Origin of the sequence: Saccharopolyspora sp. NPDC000359, from assembly GCF_040300525.1 — a bacterium.
In the GTDB taxonomy this organism is placed as follows: Bacteria; Actinomycetota; Actinomycetes; order Mycobacteriales; family Pseudonocardiaceae; genus Saccharopolyspora.
Map to the genome: position 1 here is coordinate 225,917 of NZ_JBEPDU010000001.1, position 19,188 is coordinate 245,104.

19 protein-coding genes are annotated in these 19,188 nt (G+C 71.8%); 7 read left to right on the forward strand and 12 right to left on the reverse strand.

Going from position 1 to position 19,188, the window contains the following annotated elements:
- Positions 1-15 precede the first annotated feature (15 nt).
- On the forward strand, positions 16-831 hold the full coding sequence (locus ABT324_RS01200) for an alpha/beta fold hydrolase (protein WP_351169608.1): 816 nt from the start codon (positions 16-18) through the stop codon (positions 829-831).
- Between the two features lie 6 nt (positions 832-837).
- Here the strand turns inward: ABT324_RS01200 and ABT324_RS01205 are convergent, their stop codons facing one another.
- The 3 genes from ABT324_RS01205 to ABT324_RS01215 all read right to left on the reverse strand — a co-directional run bounded on the left by ABT324_RS01205 (position 838) and on the right by ABT324_RS01215 (position 4,030).
- A complete protein-coding gene (locus ABT324_RS01205) occupies positions 838-1,002 on the reverse strand; it encodes a hypothetical protein (RefSeq protein WP_351169611.1) in 165 nt (54 codons plus the stop codon).
- A 104-nt stretch (positions 1,003-1,106) separates the two neighbouring features.
- Entirely contained in the window at positions 1,107-1,928 is an 822-nt protein-coding gene (locus tag ABT324_RS01210) for a MerR family transcriptional regulator (RefSeq protein WP_351169614.1), read from the reverse strand.
- A 170-nt stretch (positions 1,929-2,098) separates the two neighbouring features.
- On the reverse strand, positions 2,099-4,030 hold the full coding sequence (locus ABT324_RS01215; RefSeq protein WP_351169617.1) for a M protein: 1,932 nt from the start codon (positions 4,028-4,030) through the stop codon (positions 2,099-2,101).
- Between the two features lie 305 nt (positions 4,031-4,335).
- Here ABT324_RS01215 and ABT324_RS01220 point away from each other — a divergent pair, with 305 nt between their 5' ends.
- The 3 genes from ABT324_RS01220 (at position 4,336) to ABT324_RS01230 (ending at position 8,027) form a co-directional block, all read left to right on the forward strand.
- Positions 4,336-4,734: an SPW repeat domain-containing protein gene (locus ABT324_RS01220; protein ID WP_351169620.1), complete on the forward strand. Its 399-nt coding sequence runs from the start codon at positions 4,336-4,338 to the stop codon at positions 4,732-4,734.
- 99 nt (positions 4,735-4,833) lie between these two features.
- Positions 4,834-5,469, forward strand: coding sequence for a TetR/AcrR family transcriptional regulator (locus tag ABT324_RS01225; RefSeq protein WP_351169623.1), 636 nt, complete (start codon positions 4,834-4,836; stop codon positions 5,467-5,469).
- A 164-nt stretch (positions 5,470-5,633) separates the two neighbouring features.
- Positions 5,634-8,027: a penicillin acylase family protein gene (locus ABT324_RS01230; protein ID WP_351169626.1), complete on the forward strand. Its 2,394-nt coding sequence runs from the start codon at positions 5,634-5,636 to the stop codon at positions 8,025-8,027.
- A 115-nt stretch (positions 8,028-8,142) separates the two neighbouring features.
- On the opposite strand, the gene mce is transcribed toward ABT324_RS01230, so the two are convergent.
- Entirely contained in the window at positions 8,143-8,589 is a 447-nt protein-coding gene (gene mce, locus ABT324_RS01235; RefSeq protein WP_351169629.1) for a methylmalonyl-CoA epimerase, read from the reverse strand.
- Between the two features lie 172 nt (positions 8,590-8,761).
- Here mce and ABT324_RS01240 point away from each other — a divergent pair, with 172 nt between their 5' ends.
- The 3 genes from ABT324_RS01240 to ABT324_RS01250 all read left to right on the forward strand — a co-directional run bounded on the left by ABT324_RS01240 (position 8,762) and on the right by ABT324_RS01250 (position 11,962).
- Positions 8,762-9,727 (forward strand): hypothetical protein, encoded by a 966-nt coding sequence (locus ABT324_RS01240; RefSeq protein WP_351169632.1) that lies wholly within the window; start codon positions 8,762-8,764, stop codon positions 9,725-9,727.
- A gap of 204 nt (positions 9,728-9,931) precedes the next feature.
- Complete coding sequence (locus ABT324_RS01245; RefSeq protein WP_351169635.1) at positions 9,932-11,119, forward strand: acetyl-CoA C-acetyltransferase; 1,188 nt, start codon at positions 9,932-9,934, stop codon at positions 11,117-11,119.
- 81 nt (positions 11,120-11,200) lie between these two features.
- Positions 11,201-11,962 carry a hypothetical protein gene (locus ABT324_RS01250; RefSeq protein WP_351169638.1) on the forward strand — a complete coding sequence of 254 codons (762 nt, stop codon included), beginning with the start codon at positions 11,201-11,203 and terminating at the stop codon, positions 11,960-11,962.
- Here the strand turns inward: ABT324_RS01250 and ABT324_RS01255 are convergent, their stop codons facing one another.
- The 8 genes from ABT324_RS01255 to ABT324_RS01290 form a co-directional block, all read right to left on the reverse strand.
- The gene (locus ABT324_RS01255) at positions 11,963-13,282 is read right to left on the reverse strand and encodes a DNA polymerase IV (protein WP_351169641.1); all 1,320 of its coding nucleotides are present in this window, start codon (positions 13,280-13,282) and stop codon (positions 11,963-11,965) included.
- Positions 13,283-13,427: 145 nt separating this feature from the next.
- Positions 13,428-13,847 carry a TipAS antibiotic-recognition domain-containing protein gene (locus tag ABT324_RS01260; RefSeq protein ID WP_351169644.1) on the reverse strand — a complete coding sequence of 140 codons (420 nt, stop codon included), beginning with the start codon at positions 13,845-13,847 and terminating at the stop codon, positions 13,428-13,430.
- A 170-nt stretch (positions 13,848-14,017) separates the two neighbouring features.
- Positions 14,018-14,200: a hypothetical protein gene (locus ABT324_RS01265; RefSeq protein WP_351169647.1), complete on the reverse strand. Its 183-nt coding sequence runs from the start codon at positions 14,198-14,200 to the stop codon at positions 14,018-14,020.
- Positions 14,201-14,317: 117 nt separating this feature from the next.
- Positions 14,318-15,295 carry an ABC transporter substrate-binding protein gene (locus ABT324_RS01270; protein ID WP_351169650.1) on the reverse strand — a complete coding sequence of 326 codons (978 nt, stop codon included), beginning with the start codon at positions 15,293-15,295 and terminating at the stop codon, positions 14,318-14,320.
- A gap of 48 nt (positions 15,296-15,343) precedes the next feature.
- Positions 15,344-16,387 (reverse strand): ABC transporter permease, encoded by a 1,044-nt coding sequence (locus ABT324_RS01275; protein ID WP_351169653.1) that lies wholly within the window; start codon positions 16,385-16,387, stop codon positions 15,344-15,346.
- Entirely contained in the window at positions 16,387-17,151 is a 765-nt protein-coding gene (locus ABT324_RS01280) for an ATP-binding cassette domain-containing protein (RefSeq protein ID WP_351169656.1), read from the reverse strand. Before ABT324_RS01280 ends, ABT324_RS01275 begins: the two co-directional genes overlap by 1 nt.
- Complete coding sequence (locus tag ABT324_RS01285; protein WP_351169659.1) at positions 17,148-18,191, reverse strand: class I mannose-6-phosphate isomerase; 1,044 nt, start codon at positions 18,189-18,191, stop codon at positions 17,148-17,150. Before ABT324_RS01285 ends, ABT324_RS01280 begins: the two co-directional genes overlap by 4 nt.
- Complete coding sequence (locus ABT324_RS01290; protein WP_351170038.1) at positions 18,188-19,162, reverse strand: LacI family DNA-binding transcriptional regulator; 975 nt, start codon at positions 19,160-19,162, stop codon at positions 18,188-18,190. The genes ABT324_RS01285 and ABT324_RS01290 overlap by 4 nt, the downstream gene beginning before the upstream one ends.
- Positions 19,163-19,188: the final 26 nt, after the last annotated feature.

The window sequence follows — 19,188 nt, forward strand, 5'->3', positions numbered from 1 at the left end:
CGGCACGATGGTGCGGTGCACTACGTCGAATCGGGTGTCGGAACACCGCTGGTGCTGCTGCACGCGTTCCCCGCGGATGCGCGGATGTGGAACCCGGCTCGCGCCCGGCTGGAGGAGCAGGCGCGGGTGATCGCACCGGACCAGCGGGGGCTGGGGGAGAGCCCGCTGGACGGTTCGTGGGCGCGGAGCTTGGCTGAGCCCAGCGACAGCCGCTGGGCGGCCGAGCACCCGAGCGTTGACGTCGCGGCCAAGGACATCGTCGAACTGCTCGACCGGCTGGAGCTGCCGGAGGTCGTGTTGGGCGGCTGCTCCATGGGCGGCTACGTCGCGATGGCAGTGCTGCGGGCCGCGCCGCAGCGCGTCGCTGGGCTGCTGCTGGTCGACACCAAAGCAGTTGCGGACAACGACGAGCAGCGCACCAATCGCCTCAACGCCGCTGAGCGCGCGGAGCGCGAAGGCACGAACGGGTGGCTAGCCGACAACACGCTGCCCAACGTTCTCGGGCGCACTACGCACGAGCAGCGTCCCGAGGTGCTCAAGCAGGTTCGGGAGTGGATCGACGCGCAGCCCTCGGAAGGCGTTGCATGGGCGCAGCGCATGATGGCAGGCCGCCCGGACAGCACGGACGTGCTGCGGGCATTCACCGGGCCCGCCTTGGTGGTCGTGGGTGAGGAGGACCGCCTCACGCCCCCGGAGCACGCCCGCGAGCTCGCGGACGTGCTGCCGGGAGGTGAGCTCGTGACGCTGCCAGGCGCAGGTCACCTGCCGCCGGTCGAGGCACCGGAGGAGTTCGCCGGTGCCGTCCGGCCCTGGCTGGCCGAACTGGGCTGACCGGCGCTAGTCGTCGTCCGCGGCGGGACGGCGCGAGTCCCGCTCGTTCGACTTCGCTTCGGTCCGCCGCAGCTCGTCGGCCATCTCGCTGGGCAGCACGAAGTACTGACCCGACTTCCGCCTGGCCCGGGCGTTGACGTCTTCACCGGTCGGCGACTCCTGGTCCACCATCGATGGGTCCTTTCCATGGGCGCACTACCTGCAACCACCCTCCGGTAGTAGAGACGGCCGACCACTTGATCGATGACGCACACCTGAGATGAGCAGGCAGAACCTCAACTGGTCCGGATGGGTGACTGGATCTCGGTGACCATCCCGGCCGGGTCCGCCGGCATGGCGAGGGTGACCTCGCGCTCACCCCCGGCCGGCTGGTGCCCGGCGGCCTCCATCCACTGCGCCAGCGCCTGGTAGGCGGGCAGGCAGTCGTCCATCGAACCGCGGTGCACGATCGTGGCCGCCCGCGGCACCGCGGGCAGGTCCAGCACGGCGAACTCGAACGCCGGATCCGGGTCGACGTTGACCGGGATCCCCGCGTGCACGACCACGGTGTCGCTGTCCGCCCCCTCCTCGTAGTAGCCGGTCGCCGGACCCACCGCCGGCACTTCGGCCCGCTCCAGCGCCGCGCACAGCTCGTCGTAGCGGCCCTGGATCACCGGGCCGATCGACTGCGGATCCATGTTCCGCGCCGTGCCGGACAACGCGGCCAACCGCACCGCGGGCAAAAACTTGTCGACCACTTCTTCGGTAGGCATGGTGCCCTCCGCCTCGATCACCTGGAGACGCGCCCGCACATCGGCCAACCGGGCCATGTCCGCCGCGACCCGGTTCTCCAGCTCCGCCTGCCGCAGCCTGAGCATGCCGCGCAGCTGCTCGGCGCTGAACTCCGCACCGAGGACCTGCCGCACCTGCTGCAGGGTGAACCCGAGTTCCTTCAGCGCGACGATCCGGTTCAGCCGGGCGAGTTGGGCCGCGTGGTAGGCCCGGTGCCCGGTGGCCCGGTCGACGTGGGCGGGCGGCAGCAGCCCAACGGCGTCGTAGTGGCGCAACATTCGGACCGACACCCGCCCGTGCCTGGCGAAATCTCCAATGCTGAACATGACACCCCTGGTTTAGGACCTGACACCGTGTCAGGTGCAAGCGCCGGTCCAGCGGCCGTCCCGACGATCACCCGCCGGATGCGAGAAGGGCACCCCTCGCGCTGTCCGGCGCGGAAGAGGTGCCCTCCGAGGTTGCCCGGCGGTGGCCGCTGGGCGGGTCCAGGACCTGGTCAGCGGCGCTGCTGGCCGGTGGCCTGCGAGCGCTGACCACCGCCCTTGCCGTTCTTGTCCGGGACCGGCAGCTGGATGCGGCGGGTCGGCTCGTCGTGCGGGTTGTGCTGGGCCTTCGCGGCGCCCTGACCGCGGACCACATCGCGGTGGATCTGCTCCGTCGGCCCGTCGTCGGCGACTTCGGCGCCCGACGGCCTGCCGCCCTGCGGCTTCGGCTTCGGATTCGCCTGCTGCGCAGGCTTCTCCTTCGCTTCCGGCTGCGCAGGATTCGCCTGCTGCGCGGGCTTCGCCTGCGGCTTCGCACCCGCTTGCGCCTGCTTCGCCTGCTCCGCGGGCTTCGCCTGGGCCTGCTTCGCCTCCGGCTTCGCGCCAGCTTCCGCAGGCTTCGCCTGCTCCGACGGCTTCGCCTGCTCCGACGGCGGCTTCGCGGGCTGCGCCGACGGCTTCGCGGCTGCTGGCTGCGGCGACTTCGTCGCCTCGGCCTTCGCCTGCGGCTGCTCCGCCTGCGGCTTCGCTTGCTTCGCCTCCGGCTTCGCGGGTTGCGGCTGCTGCTCGGCTTCGCGGCTGTCCTGGGCGAGGGCTTCCTCGGCGTCCTTGCGGGCTTGTTCGCGGGCTTCGGCCGCTGCTTCGCGGAGCTTCTCCTCCTCGGCGTCCTCCTGGTCGAGGCGTTCGAGGAGCGGCGTGGTCTGGCCGAGCATCTCCGCCGCGTCGCGGAGCTTCTTGGCCACCGCGTCGCGCAGCTGGGTCAGCGAGTGGACGTGCTCGTCGGCGTTGCGGAGGCGGCGCTGGACCTCTTCGGTGGTGGAGCCGAGGCGGATGCGGGCGTCCTCGCGGGCCGCGGTGACCAGGCGCTTGCTCTCGCGGGTGGCGTCGTCGATGAGGCGGGTGGCCTCCTCGGTGCACTCGCGGATCATGCGCTCGGACTTCTCGGTCGCCTCGCGGACGATGCGCTCGGCCTCCTGCTTGGACTCGCGCAGGCGCTTCTCCGCGGCCTCGGTGCTCTCGCGCTCGCGCTTCTCGGCCGCTTCGATGCTCTCCCGCTCGCGCTTCTCGGCGGCGGCCTTGCTCTCGCGTTCCCGCTTCTCGGCCGCTTCGATGCTCTCGCGCTCGCGCTTGGTGGCGGCTTCGGTGGATTCGCGGGTGAGCTTCTCGGCCTTGGCGGTCGCCTCGCTGACCAGGTGGTTGGCCTGGTCGGTGGCTTCGCGGACGCGGCGGTGGGCTTCGTTGGTGCCCTCGCGCAGGCGCCGGTTGGCCTCGTCGGTGGCCTCCCGGACGCGGCGCTCGGCCTCGGACTTGCTGGTGGCCTCCTGCTCGGCGAGGGTGCGCATCGACTCGCTGCGGCGCGCGGCCATCGCGATCTCGAAGTCCTCCTCGACCTGCGCGCGGCGGGCCTCGGACTCCTGGTCGGCGCGCTTGCGGTTCTCCTCGGCCTCGCGGGTGATCCGCTCCGCCTCGGACTTGGCCTTGTCCATCAGCGAGCGGTGCTCGGTCTCCATCTCGGAGCGCCGGGCGTCGACCTCGGCGAGCAGCCGCTCGTAGCGGGTGCGCAGGTTGGTGGCCTCGGCCTCGGAGCGCGCGCGGATCTGGGCCGCGTCGTTCTCGGCGCGGCTCCGGATCTCGTTGGCCTCGTCCTGGGCCAGGCGCAGCATCCGCTGCAGGCGCTCGCTGAGCCCTTCCAGGGTTGTCGGCGGCTTGGCCAGCCGGTCCACCTGGCCGCGCAGGTTCTCGACCTCGGAGCGGGCCGACTCCAGCTGCTTGGACAGGTCGTTGGCCTGGGAGACAGCGGCATCGCGATCCGCGCTCAGGATGCGGATGTCGGCGTCGAGCCGCTCCAGGTGCTCATCGACCTGGGCGCGGTCGTAGCCGTTCTTGCGAACGAGGTCGAATCCCGATCCAAGAGGTAGCAAGTCGCGGTCGTCGGCAAGGCCCATGGCAACCAAGCTACCTGGAAGACGACGTTGTTGTGGGAGGTGTGGCGCGTATCGACCGGATTTTCCGCACCGCGCCCGCGAGCCCACCACCGGGCGCGTCGGCCAACATCCAACCCCGCCAACGGAAAGCTGTCGACCTCCGTCGCGGCGCAGGTGCGGAGGTGATGAACCAGACAGCGGCGAGATCCCCCGGAATGATCAAGTCCGCTGGTCCGGGCCGCCGGGCGAACTGGTCGCCGGGATCAGCCGCGGGCACTTGACCGGCTGGCCAACCAAGAGTGCAATGGAGTTGTTGGTCGTGCTCAGTGGAGGTGATCGACGTGGCCGACAGGTCTGGCGGTTCGACCGCGAAGCCGTGGGTTCGCTGGCAGGACTGGGCCGGGGTGGTGCTGGGCGCCTACCTGATCATCGGAACCCTGTGGACGCCGACGAACGGGTCGGCGATGACCGCGATGATCGTGCTGGGTGCGCTGCTGCTGCTGGCCAGCGTGTGGTCGTTGGCCATGCCCGGGTCGATGACCAGCGAGTACTGCCACATGCTGCTCGGCGCGCTGCTGTTCATCTCGCCGTGGGTCCTCGGCTACAGCGAGCTGGTGGGGGCCGCGTGGACCTCCTGGATCGTCGGCGTGCTGGCGGTGCTCGCCGGGGCAGCCGCGCTCCCGGAGGCAAACTCCGCGCACCGCGGGATGGCCGGTCAGCACTGACGGCGGTGCGATCGCAGCGCTCCTGGGTGCGGCGCGTGGCCTGGCGGTAACCTCCGGGCCGCGCGCCTCGCCGGTGCGCAGGTGGTGGGAGGTCGGCTGATGGCTCAGGCTCGCGGCTCCGGTGCACGGGGGTCCACTTCGGACTCCGCGGACGACGGCGCGTCCGCGCGGGAGCGGATCCTCGAGGCGGCTGGCGAGCTGTTCGCCGAGCACGGGTTCGAGGCCACCCCCACCTCGCGGATCGCGGAGCGGGCCGAGGTGCCGAAGGGGCTCATCCACTACTACTTCCGCCGCAAGCAGGACCTGCTGACCGCGCTGGTCGACCAGCTGCCCGACGACCCGGTGGTGTCCGACCGGGTCGCGGTGCGCGGTGACGTCGCGGGCAGCCTGCGTCGGCTGGTGCGCGAGCTGGACGCCCGGCTGGAGGCGTCGCCGCTGCTCAGCCACCTGCTGTGGCGGGAGGCGGACACGCACGTCGCGGTCCGCGACGCGCTGCAGCAGCGGTTCCGGCACGTGGTGGAGCAGATCCGCGGCGTGATCGAGCTGGCGCTGCCCCCGGGCCTGCCCGGCGGCGACATCGACGCCGCCGCGTTGCTGCTGGCGCGGGTGGTCAACCACCGGCACTCGCTGGCCCGCCACGGCGCGCACGACGACGGGCTGGACCGCGAAATCGGCTTCATAGCCCGCGCCCTGGAACCGGGCGGCAGCAAGTCCCGCAAGGCCAAACCCGCCTGACCGGCCGCCTGGTGCACGCGGTTCGAGCTGCCCGGTTCGGGTGAAGACCAAGGTCCGGTTGGGAGGTGGACGCCGAGCGCCACACATCTGAATCCCCTTCCGTCTTGTGAAAGATCATTGCCCGCGCTAAAAACTCCTGCAGTCGGTCGATGCGGGAGGTTGTGGTGGGCGTTGATCAGGTGCGGTTCTCCCGGCGGCAGGGTCTCGTCGCCACCGCGGTCGGCATCGCAGGAGCTGGGGTGATGGGCAGCGCCGCCGCGGACCCGGCATCGGACCAGGACCAGTACCAGTACCGGGTGCGGGGCCTGCGGGCGCCGGTCGAGCTGATCGAGGACCGCTACGGCGTGCCGCACCTCTACGCCCACGACGAGGACGACGTCTTCCTCGCACAAGGCTTCAACGCCGCCCGCGAACGGCTGTTCCAGATCGACCTGTGGCGGCGCCGCGGGCTCGGCAAGCTCGCCGAGGTGCTCGGCCCCGACCACGTGCCGCAGGACCGGGCCACCCGGTTGTTCCTGTACCGGGGCGACATGGACGTGGAGTGGGCGCGCTACTCGCCGGACGCGCAGCGGATCGCGACCCGGTTCACCGCCGGGATCAACGCCTACCTGGACTGGCTCGACGAGCACCCCGAGCAGCTGCCCGCCGAGTTCGGCATCCTCGGCTACCGGCCGGACCGCTGGGCCCCGGAGGACGTGGTGCGCATCCGCAGCCACGGCCTGACCCGCAACCTCACCAGCGAGGTCAAGCGGGCCCGGGTCGCCTGCGCCGCCGGGGTGGACGCCGACCAGGTCCGGCAGGGCCTGCAACCGGACCACCGCACCGTGGTGCCCGACGGCTTCGACCCGTGCGCGCTGCCCGACGACGTGCTCGAGGTCTTCGACCTGGCCACCCAGGAGGTGGAATTCGCCGACGGCCGGATCCGCAAGGCGGTGGTCCGCGACCCGGCCACCGAGGGCAGCAACAACTGGGTGATCAGCGGCGAGCGCACCGCCACCGGCCGCCCGGTCCTGGCCAACGACCCGCACCGCGCCTACTCGGCGCCGTCGCTGCGCTACCTGGCGCACCTGTCCGCGCCCGGGCTCGACGTGATCGGCGCGGGCGAGCCCGCGCTACCCGGGATCTCCATCGGGCACAACGGGACCGTCGCCTTCGGGCTGACCATCTTCCCCGTCGACCAGGAGGACCTCTACGTCTACGAGCTCGACCCGGCCGACCGCCGCCGCTACCGCTACCAGGGCGGCTGGGAGGCGATGTCGGTGCTGCGCGAGCAGGTCGAGGTGCGCGGGGAGGCAGCGCGCACCGTCGAGCTGGTCTTCACCCGGCACGGCCCGGTGATCCACGTCGACGAGCAGCGCAACCTGGCCTACGCGGTGCGCACCGCATGGCTGGAACCGGGCATGTCGCCGTACTTCGGCAGCATCGCCTACATGCGGGCCCGCAACTTCGACGAGTTCACCCGCGCGATGCGCAACTGGGGCGCGCCGACCGAGAACCAGGTCTACGCCGACGTCGACGGCAACATCGGGTGGGTGCCGGGCGGGCTGGTGCCCAAGCGCGTCGGCTACGACGGCCTGCTGCCGGTGCCCGGCGACGGCCGCTACGAGTGGGACGGCTTCCGCTCCGGCGACGACCTGCCGCGGCGGCTCAACCCGGCGGAGGGGTTCATCGCCACCGCCAACCAGTTCAACCTGCCGCCCGAGCACCAGGACCTCGGGCTCGGCTACGAGTGGACCAACCCGTTCCGCCACCAGCGGATCGTCGAGGTGCTGTCCCGCCAGCGCAGGCACACCACCGCCGACTCGCAGGAGCTGCAGAACGACCAGCTGTCCATCCCGGCTCGCCGGTTGATCAGTTTGCTGTCCGGGTTGGACAGCGGCGAGTCCGACCTGCGCCGCGCGCTGCGCGTGCTGCGGGGCTGGGACGCGGTGGAGGCGGCCGACTCCGGCCCGGCGGCGCTGTTCGAGGTGTGGCTGTCCAAGCACCTCGGCCCGGGGTTCGTGCGGGCCGCGGTGCCGGCGGCGGCCGGGCTCATCGACGACGCCGACACCCGGGTGCTGCTCGACGAGCTGGAGGCCCCGGGGCGGTGGCTGCCGGACACGGCGGCCCGCGACCGGCTGCTGCTGGACACCCTGCGCTCGGCCTACGCGGAGGTGCGCGAGCTGCTGGGGCGGGGCGAGCGGGGCTGGAAGTGGGGCAGGTTGCAGCACAGCTTCTTCCAGCACCCGGCGTCAGAGGCGTTCAACGCCGTTGACCGGGCCCGCTTCGACGTCGGCCCGCTGCCGCGAGGTGGCTCCCCGGACACCGTCAACCAGTCGTCCTACCGGACCAGCGACTTCCGGCAGACCAGCGGCCCGTCGTTCCGGATGGTCCTGGACGTCGGCGACTGGGACTCCTCGGTGGCGGTGAACACCCCGGGCCAGTCCGGCGACCCGGACGACCCGCACTACCGCGACCTCGCCGAGCGGTGGCGGACCGGGGAGTACTTCCCCCTCGCCTACAGCCGGGAGGCGGTGGAGCGCATCGCCCAGCGCCGCGTGCGGCTGCTGCCCGCCTGACCTCTCGTGCGCGGCGACGGTCGCAGGAACGACCATCGCCGCTCACGACCCCACGTCACCAGGTCGTGAGTGGCGATGGTGGCAAGAGCGACCATCGCCGCTCACGAGCAGGTCCTCAGTGGACCTCGACGGGCTCCACGAGCTCGACGAGCACACCCCCCGCGTCCTTGGGGTGCACGAAGTTGATGCGGCTGCCCGCGGTGCCCCGGCGCGGCTCCTCGTAGAGCAGGCGCAGGCCCTTGGCGCGCAGCGCGGCCATGGCGGCCTCGACGTCGGTCACCCGCAACGCCAGCTGCTGCAGGCCGGGACCGCTGCGGTCCAGGAACTTCGCGATCGCCGAGTCCTCCCGCAGCGGCGCGAGCAGCTGCAGCTGGGTGGCGCCCGTCGCATCACCCGGGGCCCGCAGCATCGCCTCGTGCACGCCCTGCTCCTCGTTGACCTCGGAGTGGGTGACCGCCAGGCCGAAGGTGTCGCGGTGGAAGGCGATCGCCGCCTCCAGGTCCGCGACCGCGATGCCCACGTGGTCGACCGCGGTGACCAGACCGTCGAGTTCCGCTCGCATGCCCGCAGCCTAGCCGCGCCCGCAGGGCTGGGAAAAGCGTGGAAAACCCCTAGATCGAATTGCTCCGATGGGCGGAGTCGGGTGCCCTTGCTCTCGCACCAGCATGTGGCTGATTCACGTGAGAGGGGCGCACATGGCAAGAAGGCAACGTGGACCGGGCCGCAGGACCGCAGTGCTGCTGGCATCATTCGGACTGCTGCTGGGCCTCGGCGGGTCCGCCCTGGCCGCAGGCGGCGACGGCACGCCCAGCGGCGGTGGCGGCGACAACCCGAGGGCCGACGAGCTGCGGCGCGAGCGGGCGTGGGTGCGGGCCGGGGACCTGAAGTTCGGCGCGGAACCCTACGAGGCGGTGAGCTCGGCCGCCGCCGACGCGGCGGGCGAGGCCTCCTGCGAGATCAGCGCGGCGGACGCCACCAACCTGGTGCTGTCCCCAACCTGGCCGGAGGTGTCCGGATCCGGCGACTCGCCGTCGCCGATGACGCTGTCCCGCTACGACGACCAGACCTCCCTCGCCGACCCCGAGCAGCGCGGGAAGGGGCTGTTCTTCAACCCCGGCATCGGCATCTGGCAGCTCGACTCCGCTGGGCTCGGCGCCGACGAGACCGCAGCCACCGCCATCGACTCGGTCGGCGCGGCGCAGAAGATGGCCCCGTACATCGTCGGCAAGTACTGCACCGCCCGCGACGGCGGCGCCACCGCGGCCCAGGCCCGCGCCGCCGCGTGGAAGGACTGGCACGCCTGCGACCAGGGCGCCTGCGAGTCGATCTACGAGCGGCTCGAGGCAGACGGCGTGGTCAAGGACTCCACCGTCACCCGCTACGGCGGAGCCGAGATGCGCACCTGCACCTACGAGGGCGCCGAGTACGACTGCCTGTACGTCGACCCGAGCTCGGCGCAGGGTGAGGACGCCTGGACGTCCCCGGACTACGGGCCCGCGCCCGTCCCGGACCCGTTCTACGTCTTCACCTACCGCAAGTCCGGCAAGGACTACGAGGTCCGCTACTGGCTCAAGGCCGACTCCGGCGCGGAGACCGACGTCTCGGCCTCCCGCGAACTCGGCGTCAACGCCAGGACCAAGCTCAGCTGGGAAGCCGAATCCGGGCTCTGCGACACCACCACCGGCAGCGGCAACTGCTGACCGCGGCGCACCCCCGGCCCGCGCCGTCGTGGCACCGCGGGCCGGGGGTGGCGTGAGCATGGGAACCTTCCTGCCACCCGGCGCGTATGGCGGTCGTCACAGGCGGCACCGGGTGTCATCGCGGGTATGGTCCCGGTGGTCGCACCGGGTCATGATGGGTCGTGGTGCGGCGCGACGAGGCGTGGCGAAGACCGGGAGGTAGTCGTGGGCAGTTCGGTGATCGTGGCAGGTGCGCGGACCCCGATGGGGCGACTGCTCGGGTCGCTCAAGGACTTCTCCGGCGCCCAGCTCGGCGGGTTCGCGATCAAGGCCGCGCTGGAGCGCGCCGGGATCCGCCCCGACCAGGTCCAGTACACGATCATGGGCCAGGTGCTGACCGCTGGCGCCGGCCAGATCCCCGCGCGGCAGGCCGCGGTCGCCGCCGGGATCCCGATGGACGTGCCCGCGCTGACCATCAACAAGGTGTGCCTGTCCGGGCTGGACGCGGTCGCGCTGGCCGACCAGCTCATCCGGGCCGGTGAGTTCGACATCGTGGTGGCCGGGGGCCAGGAGTCGATGACCCAGGCCCCGCACCTGCTGACCGGCTCGCGCGAGGGCTTCAAGTACGGCGACGTGCAGATGCTCGACCACATGGCCCACGACGGCCTGTTCTGCGCTTTCGACCAGGTCGCGATGGGGCTGTCCACCGAGAAGCACAACGCCCGCCACGCGGTGACCCGCGAGGAGCAGGACGCGTTCTCGGCCCGCTCGCACCAGCGCGCGGCCGTGGCGGCGGAGAAGGGGATCTTCGCCGAGGAGATCGTCCCGGTGGAGGTCCCCCGCCGCAAGGGTGACCCGCTGGTCGTCGACACCGACGAGGGCGTCCGCCCGGGCACCACCACCGAGTCGCTGGCCAAGCTGCGCCCGGCGTTCGCCTCCGACGGCACCATCACCGCCGGTTCGGCGTCGCAGATCTCCGACGGCGCGGCCGCGGTCGTGGTGATGAGCAAGGCCAAGGCCGAGGAGCTGGGCCTGTCCTGGATCGCCGAGGTCGGCGCGCACGGCGTCGTCGCCGGTCCGGACGCCAGCCTGCACGAGCAGCCGTCCAACGCGATCAAGGCTGCCTGCGCCAAGGCGGGTATCGACGCCGCGGAGCTGGACCTGGTGGAGATCAACGAGGCCTTCGCCGCGGTGGGCATCGTGTCCACCCGCGCGCTGGGCATCGCCGAGGAGAAGGTCAACGTCAACGGCGGTGCGATCGCCCTCGGCCACCCGATCGGCATGTCCGGTGCGCGGCTGGCGCTGCACCTGGCGCTGGAGCTCAAGCGCCGCGGCGGCGGGGTCGGCGCGGCCGCGCTGTGCGGCGGTGGAGGCCAGGGTGACGCGCTGATCCTCCGGGTTCCCACCGCCTGACCCTGAGAAGCCCCCGAGGTCGACCCGGAAATCGGGGCACAACCATGATCAACTAGGGCGTTCGCGACTACCCTGGACGGCATGAAGTGGCTTCCAGGTGGATGGGAACGCGCCGACCGGGTTGACGACCAGACGCGGCAGACGGTGCCCGCTCGCCCGCTGGACGGGCGCGGCACCGCCCGCTACACCTCGGAGGGCCCCGCGGCACCGGAACCGGCCACCCGGGTGCAGCCGGGCGTGGGGCACCGGCCCGTCGTCCTCGGTGCTGAAGCGCGGGACGTCGACGTCAGCGCCAGCAGCTTCCGACTGCTGCTGATCGGGGGCGGCCTCAGCGGGCTGCTCACGGTGCTGGTCGCGGCGACGCTGGTCAACCAGGGCAACAGCGTCGGGCTGTGGATCTGGCAGCTCGTCTTCGGCGTGCTGTTCCTGTGGTTCATCACCGCCTCCCGCGGCGTGCTCAACGGGCGCGGATTCCTGGTCGACCGCAGCGGCTTCTACGCGCGCACCTCCGGTGAGGTCTTCGGCGTGGCGTGGGACGAGATCAAGGCCATCGGCGTCGGCACCCTGCCGTGGGTCCAGCACAACCGCCCGGTGTCCCCCGAACGCCGCCAGGCGCTGGAGTTCTACCCGGCCGACCCGGGCTTCGCCGCGCGGCACCCGGAGCTGGAGCGCTGGCGGGTGACCGAACCGGCGTCGATGCCCGGCATGCCCGGCGAGCGCTACCGGTTCCACCTCCCGCCGTTCAGCAGGCTGGCGAAGTCCCTGGAAGCAGCGGTGCAGGACGTCGCCCCGCAGAAGTGGGTCGGCCACTACCGCCGCCAGCTGCCCAAGCCGCAGGACTGATCACCAGCCGAGGCTGTCCAGCGGGTCGGCGGCGCCGAGCTGCGGGTCGTCGATGGCGAAGGTCTTGGCCACCCCGCGCCCGGTGGTCGCGGTCTCGAACCGCACCGTGACCCGCCCGTGCCCGGCGCCCTGCACCCAGCCGTGCCCGAACTCCGCGTGCGCCACGTCGTCACCGGCCCGCCACTGCCGGACCTCCGGATCCGGGGCGCTGCGGACCACCGGCTGCGGCGCGGGTTCGGCCTGCCCGCCGTGGTCGGCGGGGTTGTCGAAGAGCGGCTCCTGCTCGGAGGTCGCCAGCCCCGAGTAGGACACTCCGACCAACCGCACCGGGGTGCCGGGCGGCACCGCGATCGGCAGCAGGCGCCGCGCCGCCGCGGACAGCGCGCCGAAGTCGCTGGTCGCGTAGGTGAAGGTCGCGGCCCGGTTGATCGTGGTGAAGTCGGAGTCGCGCACCTTGATGGTCACCGTGCGCGCCGCCCGGCCGGAGGACACCAGCCGCCGGTGCGCCGACTCGGCGACCTTGAGCACCTCCGAGAGCAGCTCGGCCTGGTCGGTGATGTCGACGTCGAAGGTGGTCTCGGCGCTGACCTGCTTGGCCTCGGCCCGCTCTGCCACTGGGCGGTCGTCGATGCCGTGCGCGAGCCGGTGCAGCTCGGTGCCGTGCGCCTGCCCGAGCAGCGACACCACGTCACCCAGGTGCAGCGCGGCCAGCTCCCCGATGGTGTGCACCCCGATGCGGTGCAGCTTGGACTCGGTCACCGGGCCGATGCCCCACATCTTGCGCACCGGCAACGCCGACAGCAGCTCCAACTGGTCCTCGGCGGGCACCACCAGCATCCCGTCCGGTTTGGCCAGGTCGGAGGCGATCTTGGCGAGCTGCTTGCCCGGCCCGGCCCCGATCGACGCGGTCACCCCGACCTCGCGCTGCACCCGCGCGCGCAGCTGCGCCGAGAACTGCTCGACCCGCTCGGTCGGCGCACCGGCCAGCTCGGTGGGCTCCAGGAACGCCTCGTCCACCGACACCTGCTCGACGACGTCGGAGACCTCCCGCACGATGCCCAGCACCCGCGAGCTCACCGCCTGGTAGACGCGGAACCGCGGCGGCAGCACCACGGCCACCGGGCAGCGCCGCCGCGCCTCGGCCATCGGCATCGCCGAGCGCGCCCCGTACTCGCGCGCCTCGTAGCTGGCACCGGCCACGGTGCCGCGCGGCCCGAGCCCGCCGACCAGCACCGGACGGCCCCGCACGGTGGGGCGGGTGAGCTGCTCCACGGATGCGAAGAACGCATCCATGTCCACGTGCAGCACCCACCTCCGCATGCCGACCATTCAACGGGATCGCCCTGACACCGGCCGACGGAGGCGGCGGGGGTGCGAGGAAGGGAACCTTCCTGTCACCCCTGCGCCGCGGTCCGCTGGTGCGAGGATGGGAACCTTCCTGTCACCTCGCGAGCGAGCGCGCAGGTCAGCGGAGGTTGGCCCAGGCGTAGGTGATCATCGCCTCGCGGAGGTAGGCGGCCATGCCCTGCGGCTTCCGGCGCTCGATGCGGCGGCGGAACTTCGGCTGGTTCACGTACATCTCCGCCAGCCGCAGGTAGGAGGTGCGGTCCGGGGTCCAGAAGTTGCAGATCCAGCGATAGTGCTCGCCGACGACCTGCTGGGTGCGGGGATCGTTGCCGGGGACCCCGGTGGCGAACAGCTCGGCGATGCTGGAGCTGATCCGGTTCCAGTCCTGGCCGATCTTGTGCGCGATGGCCTGCCGCTGCTGCGGGGTGAGGGGACCGTCGACTCCGGCGGGCGTCATGTTCCCGATCAGGGCGGTCCCGTCCTCGACGGCCTCGGCCTGCTCGAGACCTGGATCCCCAAACACCTTGTCCGGTTGCACGGCGTCCCTTCCTCTACTCCCGCACGGGTACGGCGCACTCCGATAGAGCACAGGCAGTGACCAACGAAGCACGCTTTCGCGCGAGATGTTCAACTGCCCGTGGCACAGTAACGGAGCGGTCCGGGTACCGCGGGTGATTGAGAAGATCCGCTACCGGGCTGTGACGCCGATCAACCCTGCTCGTCGGCGGTGTCGTCGCGCTCGTCGGGCTGGGCCTGCGCGGGCGGCGCGAGGTACACCACACCCCGCTCCAGGTCCAGCGGCCCGCCGGGGTCGTGCCCCTGCGAGATGCCGCCCTGGTCACCCTCGTGCTTCAGCTTGCGCCCGGGAAGGAGCTCACCGTAGGAGGCCATGCCCCCACGGTAGCTGCGCACCAGGGTTCCGGACCGGTCGATGACAGGAAGGTTCCCATCCTCGCGACCTGCCCGGGCGCCGGAGAGCCCCGGACACCGGGCCCGGGGCTCCTGCGCTCAGCAGCTGGACTTGTAGAAGTACCGGCTCTGCTGCTCCATGTTGTCGCGGGTGATGGCGATCATCTCGGTCTTGGTCTCGCGCTCCACCGGTTCGCCCTTGATCGCCGCGATCGCCCGCCGGACGCCTTCCTGGCCGATCCTGCCCGGGTCCTGCGCGATCAGCGCCTGCACCCGGCCGTTGCGCAGGTCGTCGACCTGCTTGGGGCTGGCGTCGAAGCCGACCAGCTGCACCTGACCGGACTTGCCCGCGTTGGACAGCGCGGTCGCCGCGCCCTCACCGGTGTTGAGGTTGGTGCCGAACACGCCCACCAGGTCGGGGTTGGCGGCCAGCGTCGCGGAGACGATCTGGGCCGCCGTCGCCGGTTCGTTCTCGGTGTACTGGGTGGGCAGCAGCTTTAGGTTCGGGTGCTTGGCGATCTCGTCCTCGAAACCCTTGGCGCGCTCGTCGGTGGTGGAGGTGCCCGCCTTGGTGTTCAACGCCAGCACCGAGCCGGGCTTGTCGCCGACCAGTTGGGCCAGGGTCTGCGCGGCCAGCTGCCCGCCCGCGTAGTTGTCCGAGGACAGCGAGGTGACCGCGATGGAGCGGTCCTCCAGGGCGGTGTCGACCTCGACGACCTGGATGCCGTTGCCCTTGGCCTGCTGCAGCGGTGCGGCCAGTGCCTTGTCGTCGGTTGGGGAGATGATCACCGCGCCGGGGCGGCTGCTGACGATGCCGCCCAGGATCTGCGACTGCTCGGCCTGCTCGAACTTCTCCGGGGCCTGCGCGTTGAGCTGGTAGCCCTGGGCGGCCGCCTCCTGCTTGGCGGCGCACTCGATGGAGACGTAGAACGGTTCGCCGCGCATCCCGGTGATCAGCGCGAGGTCCTTGTTGCCGGGATCGGTCTGGCCGCCCCCGGTGTCGCCGATCTGGCCGGTGCCGCAGCCCGCCAGCAGCAGCGCCGCGCCCACCGCGAGCACCGTCTTGCGAGTTCTCATCCGAATCACCCTTCACACGCCGTTGTGCTGGTTTGCTCGAAGAACTTCTCAGCGGTTGTTGCGGGCCCGACGGCGCCGCTGGTCCAGCCAGACCGCGGCGACCAGCACCGCGCCGACCGCGATGGGCTGCCAGAACGGCCGCACCCCGGCCATCACGAACCCGGCGTCGAGCACCGCGGGGATGAACACGCCGATGACGCTGCCCAGCACCGTGCCGATGCCGCCGAACAGGCTGGTGCCGCCCAGCACGACCGCCGCGATCGCGTTGAGGTTGTCGTTGCTGTGACCGCTGATCGTGGTGGTGCCGAAGTAGGCCAGCGACATGAACCCGGCCAACCCGGCCAGCACCCCGGTCAGGGCGTAGACGGCGATGAGGTGCCGGGTGACCTTGATGCCGCTGCGGCGGGCCGCTTCGGCGTTGGAGCCGATCGCGTAGGTGTAGCGGCCGAATGCCGTGGTGTGCAGCAGCCAGATCGCCGCCAGCGTGACCAGCGCGGCCAGGATCACGAGGTTCGGCACGATCCCCAGCGAGGTGCCGGTGCCGAGCGTGGTGCGCAGCGAGCTGGGCACGGTGCGCACGTCGACGCCGTTGGTGAGCAGCTGCGCGGCACCGAGTGCCGCGCCGAAGGAGCCCAGCGTGACGATCAGCGCCGGGACCCGGGCCACCGCCACCAGCACCCCGTTGAGCACGCCCCACAGCGCGCCGCCGACCAGCGACACGACCAGGCCGATCGCGATCACGCCCCACCCGGCGCCGGTGGCGTCCCCACCGCTGAGACCCTCCATGGTCATCGCCGAGACGACACCGGAGAACACCAGCACCGACCCCACCGAGAGGTCGATGCCGGAGGTGATGATCACGAACGTCATGCCGACCGCGAGCATCAGCAGCGGCGCCGCCTGCACCAGCAGGTTCTGCGCGTTGAACAGGGTCGGGAAGGCGTCCGGGCGCAGCACGCTGAACAGCACGCACAGCGCGACCAGCACCAGGCCGGTCCACAGCGTGTTCGAGGACGCCAGCCGGGCACCGAGGCCCTTCTCCCGCGGCGAGCCGTCCACATCGGACTTCCGGGTTCCTTGCTGAGTGGTCATCAGCTCGCGTCCTCCTGCGACAGCGCGCCGGTCATCGCACCGACGAGGTCCTCCAAGGTCGCCTCGGCGGCGTTGAACCGCGCCACCCGGCTGCCGAGGCGCAGCACCTCGACCCGGTCCGCCACCGACAGCACTTCTGGCATGTTGTGGCTGATCAACACCACCGCGATGCCGGTGTCGCGGACCCGGCGGACCACCTCCAGCACGCGTTCGCGCTGCACGACGCCCAGCGCGGCGGTCGGCTCGTCCATGAACACCAGCTTGTCGGCCCACGCCACCGACCTGGCCACCGCGACGCTCTGCCGTTGTCCACCGGACAGCGACCCGATGGGCACCGCCAGGTCGGGCAGCGAGACCCCGAACTTGGCGAACTGCTCGGCGGCCTGCGCGCGCATCGCCGCCTTGTCCAGCATGCCGAGGCGGCCCAGCAGTCCCGGGCGCCGGAGTTCCCGCCCCAGGAACAGGTTCGCGGCCGGGTCCAGGTCCGGGGCGACCGCGAGGTCCTGGTAGGCGGTTTCGATGCCGTGCGCGCGGGCGGTGGCCGGCGAGTCCAGCACCACTGGTTGGCCGGAGACCAGGACCTGCCCGGAATCCGGTTGCTCCACCCCGGACAGGCACTTGACCAGTGTGGACTTGCCGGCACCGTTGTCGCCGATGAGCGCGACGACCTCGCCGGGGTGGACGGTGAACGACGCGCCCCGCAGCGCTTCCACGCCGCCGTAGCGCTTGACGAGGTCGCGGGCTTCCAGCAGTGGTTCGGTCATCTCCGGCTCCCAGCGGACGGCGGTCGGCAGTGCACCGCGGTGAGGTCACCTTCGAGCTGCGCGGCCCCGGCCGCGTGCGGGACGACCACGGTGGTTCCGCGCTCGAGCTCCAGGTCTGCCCCGTTGTCCGAACGCAGTTTCCCGTTGCCGTCCAGCACGATCAGCACCCCGAAGGAGGGGGCGAGCTCGACGGTGCCGTGCAGCCGATCAGCGCGGAAGAACGGTTCGGCGTCCTCGGCCAGCAGCCCCACCCGCGCCGCGTCCTGGCCCGCGGTGCGCTTGATCAGCGAGTCCAGCGCGGTGTCGTCGAACCCGCTGTGGTTGAGGGTTTCCAGCGCGGTCCGCTGGTCCATGCCGAGGAAAGCGCTCTCGGCGTCGGCCAGAAAACCCTGCCACTCCAACGTGACGGAGAAGTCCGTCGGCTGCTGCAACTCCACGATGAACACGCCTGCGCCGATCGCGTGCGGGGTGCCCGCGGGCACGTGCACGGTGTCGCCGGGGCGCACCGGGATCTCGTTGAGCGAGCCCAGCAGCGCCGAGGAGTCCTGGGTGCTCACCCAGCGCTCGACCACCTCCGGTGCGACGTCGTCGCGGAAACCCAGGTGGACGACGGGGTTCGTCCCGCTCGTGCCGACCACGATCCACGCCTCGGTCTTGCCGAACCGGGAACCCAGGTGCTGCTGGGCGAACCGGTCCGACGGGTGGCAGTGCACCGGCAGCCGCTGACCCGCGTCGAGCAGCTTGACCAGCAGCGCCGTGCTGTCCCCGAAGGCGGCCACGTGCTCGGGACCCAGCCACTGCGCGGGGGCCTCGCGCACCGCGTCGCGCAACCAGCGGCCGTCGGGCAGCCGGGACAACCCCGACTCGGGTTGGCCGAACCGGGTCGTGGTGGAGGCGACCCAGTCCTCCGGGCCGAACTCGCGATCACCACCACCGCCGCGCAGCGCCGCGATGGACGCGCCACCGCGATAGAACTGCTGCGGCTGGTTGGCGGGCAGGACCAGCGCCCGCGCCGACTGATCATCGTGGACAGAACTCACCGTGCAACCTCTCCAGATCCTCGGGCCAGCAGCCGAGTGGGGACGACGATGCGGCGTGGCGGCGTGCGGTCGCCGTCCAGCCGCGAGAACAGCAGCTCGGCGGCCGAGCGGCCCAGCGCGCTGGTTTCGTGGGTGACCACCGTGATCGGTGGGTCCAGCAGGTCGGCGAGCTCGAAGTCGTCGAAGCCCACCAGCGCCGGGCGGTCGGGCCGACCGGCCAGCGCGCGCAGGGCGTGGATGGTGATCCGGTTGTTGCCGGTCACCAGCGCGGTCGCCCGCCGCAGGGTGGTGCGCAGCGCCTCGGCCACCGACTCGTCGGTGTGCGGGCCCATCAGCACCAGGTCGGGTTCGAAGGGCACCCCGGCGCGGGCGCAGCCCTCGCGGAAACCGCGCAATCGCTCGGCGGCGGTGTGGATCTCGGGCGCGTCCCCCAGGAACGCGATCTCCCGGTGCCCGTGCTCGGCGAGGTGCTGGGCGGCGAGCGCGGTGCCGCCGGAGTTGTCGATGAGCACCGCGTCGGCGTCGAGGTTGCCGGGCGGGCGGTCCACGAACACCACCGGCGTCCCGGCGTTGATCTCGTGCGCGATGTAGCCGTGCTGGTGACCGGCGGGCACCACGACCAACCCGTCGACGCGGCGCGCGCAGAACTCCAGCACCAGCTCGCGCTCCCGCGCCGGGTCCTCATCGGACGAACCGGTGAGCACCTGCTTGCCGTGGGCGCGGGCGACTTCCTCCACCGCGCGCGTCAGCACCGAGTAGAACGGATTCGCCAGATCTTCCAGGACCAGCCCGAGCGTGCCGGTCCCGGTGCCGCGCCGGAGGTTGCGGGCGCTGAGGTTGCGCCGGAACCCCAGCTGGTCGATCGCCGACAGCACGCGTTCCGCCGTGGCGGGGTGCACGCCGCTCTCGGCGTTGACGACCCGCGACACGGTCTTGATGCTCACGCCCGCCAGCCGCGCCACGTCGCTCATCGTGGCGCGCCGGACGTTCCCGGGAT